The following is a 4,206-nucleotide window of genomic DNA, read 5'->3' as shown; positions in this document are numbered from 1 at the left end:
GATATTGCACATCAATCTGTGGGAAGGGCCGGGCGACGTTCGCTTGCTCGCGAATAGATTAACCACTGATCTTATTTTCGCGTGCTGGCTTGACGAAGTTTCGCTGATAGGTTTTGATTGCTTCCGATTATCTTTCGAATCGAAACTTGTCAGCTCATGTCAAAGCGCAATACACCACAACGTCGCCACAATATCCTTGCCTTGCTGACTGAGCAGGGCGAAGTCAGTGTGGATGAATTGGCCAAGCGTTTTGAAACCTCGGAAGTTACAATTCGCAAGGATTTGGCCGCGCTTGAAAGCAATGGCTTGTTGTTACGCCGTTACGGCGGCGCAATCACCATGCCGCAAGAGTTGGTCAGTGACCCGAGCCAACCCGTTTCCCAGTACAAGCAAGCCATTGCCCAAGCAGCGGTGGCGCGGATTCGTGAACACGCGAGGATTATCATCGACAGCGGCAGCACGACCGCCGCGATGATTCCGCAACTTGGGCAACAGCCGGGTCTGGTCGTCATGACCAATTCCTTGCACGTCGCCAATGCGTTGAGCGAACTTGAACATGAGCCGGTGCTGTTGATGACCGGGGGAACCTGGGACCCGCATTCCGAGTCATTCCAGGGGCAGGTCGCCGAGCAGGTCCTGCGCTCTTACGATTTTGATCAGTTGTTCATTGGTGCCGACGGCATTGATTTGGTACGTGGTACCACGACCTTTAACGAATTGCTCGGTCTGAGCCGAGTGATGGCCGATGTGGCCCGTGAAGTGATCGTGATGGTCGAATCCGACAAGATCGGCCGCAAGATTCCAAACCTGGAGTTGCCATGGAGCAGCATCCATACCCTTATTAGCGATGATCGCTTGCCGCAAGAGGCTCGCGACCAGATTCAGGCCCGCGGCATTAACTTGATATGCGCGGCAGTCAGCCAGGAGAAATAGCATGTGTGGAATTGTCGGTGCAGTCGCGGAACGTAATATCACCGCCATTTTGCTCGAAGGTCTGAAGCGCCTCGAATACCGCGGCTACGACAGCGCCGGTGTAGCGGTTTACACCAACGGTGAAAAACTCGAGCGCATGCGTCGCCCGGGCAAGGTCAGCGAACTTGAACAGGCCCTGGCACAAGAACCGCTGGTTGGCCGTCTCGGTATCGCCCACACCCGTTGGGCCACTCACGGCGCGCCGTGCGAGCGTAATGCTCACCCGCATTTCTCCGGTGATCTGGCGGTGGTGCACAACGGCATCATCGAAAACCACGAAGCCCTGCGTGAGCAGCTCAAGGCACAGGGTTACGTGTTCACCTCGGACACCGATACCGAAGTCATTGCCCACCTGCTGAACCACAAGCTCAAGGAGCTCCCTGACCTGACCGTCGCCCTCAAGGCTACCGTCAAGGAATTGCACGGTGCTTACGGTCTGGCCGTTATCAGCGCGCAACAACCGGATCGTCTGGTCGCCGCTCGCAGTGGTAGCCCGCTGGTGATCGGCCTGGGTCTGGGCGAGAACTTCCTCGCATCCGACCAACTGGCACTGCGTCAGGTCACTGACCGTTTCACCTATCTGGAAGAAGGCGACATCGCGGAGATCCGCCGTGACAGCGTGCAGATCTGGGATATCGACGGCAACGTTGTCGAGCGCGAAGCGGTGCAGTACCGCGATAACACCGAATCCGCCGAGAAGGGCGAGTTCCGTCACTACATGCTGAAGGAAATCCACGAGCAACCGTCGGTCGTGCAACGCACCCTGGAAGGCCGCCTTGGCCCGAATCAGGTGTTGGTCCAAGCGTTCGGTCCACAAGCTGCCGAGCTGTTCGCCAAGGTCCGCAATGTGCAGATCGTCGCCTGCGGTACCAGCTATCACGCCGGTATGGTCGCGCGTTACTGGCTGGAAGAACTGGCCGGCATCCCGTGGACCCAGGCCGGTCGCGAAATCGGTGTGGCATCGACTAAAGCATTCACCACTCAGTTGGTGGGGCTGCTGCTGTTGACCCTTTCTCTGGGTCAGGTGCGTGGCACCTTGTCCAAAGACTTGGAGGCCGAGTTGGTGGAAGAGCTGCGTCGCTTGCCGGCTCGTCTGGGCGAAGCGCTGGCGATGGACAGCACCGTCGAAAAAGTCGCCGAGCTGTTCGCCGACAAGCACCACACACTGTTCCTCGGTCGTGGMGCACAGTACCCGGTGGCGATGGAAGGCTCGCTGAAGCTCAAGGAAATCTCCTACATCCACGCTGAAGCCTACCCGGCCGGCGAGCTCAAGCATGGCCCGTTGGCGTTGGTCGACGACGACATGCCTGTAGTGACAGTGGCACCGAACAACGAACTGTTGGAGAAGTTGAAATCCAACCTGCAGGAAGTTCGTGCCCGTGGCGGCCAGCTGATTGTGTTTGCTGACGAAAAAGCCGGCATGAGCAATGGCGAAGGCACGCATGTGGTCAACATGCCGCACATCCACGACATCCTGTCGCCGATCCTCTACACCATTCCGTTGCAGTTGCTCTCGTACTACGTTGCTGTGCTGAAAGGCACAGACGTTGACCAGCCGCGTAACCTGGCGAAATCGGTGACGGTGGAGTAAGTCATAGCGGCGATCAGGACCTTGGTGGTTCCTGAAAACAGATTTTGACACAACGGCTAAGCCCCTTTTTTAAGGGGCTTTTCTGTTTCTGGTCGGCGCTATTTTTCTGATCATGATCCCTCTCTAAGGGGGGAGGGACAGTCAGAAATGAATCTCCGCGGACTTGATGCCAATCTCCCGAAGCTCATGGATCAGGTCATCCAAGTGTCGAAATGACTCGATTTCTTCTTTGTCATTGATCAGAAAATAGCTGCTTCCCACCTCTTTTTTAAACAGGATGATCCACTCGCGCGTGTTGGCCKGGTTGGCTATCACATGCGTGTCGAAGTGCATGCCTTCACCGTGTTTGGTTTTGACGTCTTCGCGTTTCATGTGGATCTCCGAGCGTGGACTCATGTTGTCCACAAACATGATTCTGGATCATTCAACACTGGTTTTTTCAGCGTCGCGGATGCTGTGCAAAGGGTATTTCAGTGGCTTTGCTATTATCACTTCATGTAAATATTATGCACATGCCACCACAGAGGGCTAGTCATGATTGCGATACGAGAAGCCTGGAAAGCGGGCCTGTTGAGGCCTGAGCACTGGCTTCGAAATATCGTCTCCGGGGTCATCGTCGGCGTTGTGGCACTGCCCTTGGCCATGGCGTTTGCCATCGCCTCAGGCGTAAAGCCCGAGCAGGGAATTTACACAGCCATCATCAGTGGGCTTCTGGTTTCTCTCTTTGGAGGGAGCCGTCTTCAGATCGCAGGCCCGACAGGGGCATTCGTCGTCATTTTGTCTGGAGTGACCGCCAAATACGGCGTTGWTGGCTTGCAGATCGCGACGATAATGGCCGGGGCGATTTTGCTGTTGCTCGGTATCACCAAGCTTGGGGCCATCATCAAGTTCATCCCCGACCCGGTGATTGTCGGATTCACCGCCGGCATTGGTGTGATCATTTGGGTCGGGCAGTGGAAAGATTTCTTTGGTTTGCCGAAAATCAGCGGTGAGCATTTCCATGAGCGACTCTGGCACCTGGTTCAGGCTCTCCCCAGCTTTCATGTACCCACGACACTGTTAGCACTCTCAAGTCTGGTGCTGGTGATCAGCGCCCCCAAAATACCTGGCGTAAGACGTGTTCCCGGCCCCTTGATCGCTATGGTCGTCGTGACGGCGCTGCAGTCATATTTTCAGTTCGCCGGGGTTGCAACGATCGGGAGTGCTTTCGGGGGGATTCCTCGAGGATTGCCTGCGGTCGGCCTTCCCGCAATAACACTGCCTCAAGTGATTGAGTTGATTGGCCCGGCGTTCGCCATCGCGATGTTGGGCGCTATCGAGTCATTACTGTCTGCGGTTGTCGCCGACGGTATGGCCGGTACCAAGCATGACTCCAATCAGGAGTTAATCGGCCAAGGCATCGCTAACCTGGTCACCCCTTTGTTCGGTGGCTTTGCCGCGACAGGTGCAATTGCTCGAACCGCGACCAACATCCGTAATGGAGGCAACAGTCCCATCGCGGGTTTTGTACATGCGCTCACATTGATAATGCTGATTTTATTCCTGGCGCCGTTGGCTTCGGATATTCCACTGTGTGCGTTGGCAGCGATCCTGTTTGTGGTCGCCTACAACATGAGCGAGTTGAAGCATTTCCAGCGCATGGT

General features: G+C 56.0%; 4 protein-coding genes. 3 read left to right on the top strand and 1 reads right to left on the bottom strand.

Annotated elements, in window-relative coordinates; translation table 11 throughout:
- The first annotated feature begins 156 nt into the window (after window positions 1-156).
- Together AC1DH9_RS27605 and glmS are read left to right on the top strand one after the other, a co-directional pair.
- The gene (locus AC1DH9_RS27605) at window positions 157-933 is read left to right on the top strand and encodes a DeoR/GlpR family DNA-binding transcription regulator (RefSeq protein ID WP_427534451.1); all 777 of its coding nucleotides are present in this window, start codon (window positions 157-159) and stop codon (window positions 931-933) included.
- 1 nt (window position 934) lies between these two features.
- Window positions 935-2,563 (top strand): glutamine--fructose-6-phosphate transaminase (isomerizing), encoded by a 1,629-nt coding sequence (glmS, locus tag AC1DH9_RS27600; RefSeq protein ID WP_477809180.1) that lies wholly within the window; start codon window positions 935-937, stop codon window positions 2,561-2,563.
- Window positions 2,564-2,704: 141 nt separating this feature from the next.
- On the opposite strand, the gene AC1DH9_RS27595 is transcribed toward glmS, so the two are convergent.
- The gene (locus AC1DH9_RS27595) at window positions 2,705-2,935 is read right to left on the bottom strand and encodes a hypothetical protein (protein ID WP_477809179.1); all 231 of its coding nucleotides are present in this window, start codon (window positions 2,933-2,935) and stop codon (window positions 2,705-2,707) included.
- Between the two features lie 162 nt (window positions 2,936-3,097).
- Here AC1DH9_RS27595 and AC1DH9_RS27590 point away from each other — a divergent pair.
- Window positions 3,098-4,206 (top strand): SulP family inorganic anion transporter (locus AC1DH9_RS27590; protein WP_477809178.1); only part of this gene is annotated, 1,109 nt, incomplete at its 3' end.

The sequence above is a fragment of the Pseudomonas sp. 05T35 genome, assembly GCF_056396605.1.
Note: the sequence above shows the minus strand (reverse complement) of the source record. Positions and strands in the feature narration are given on the sequence as shown.

Excerpts from the sequence above, each read along its gene's own strand:
- AC1DH9_RS27605 (WP_427534451.1), top strand. The coding sequence starts at position 157 with ATGTCAAAGCGCAATACACCACAACGTCGCCACAATATCCTTGCCTTG.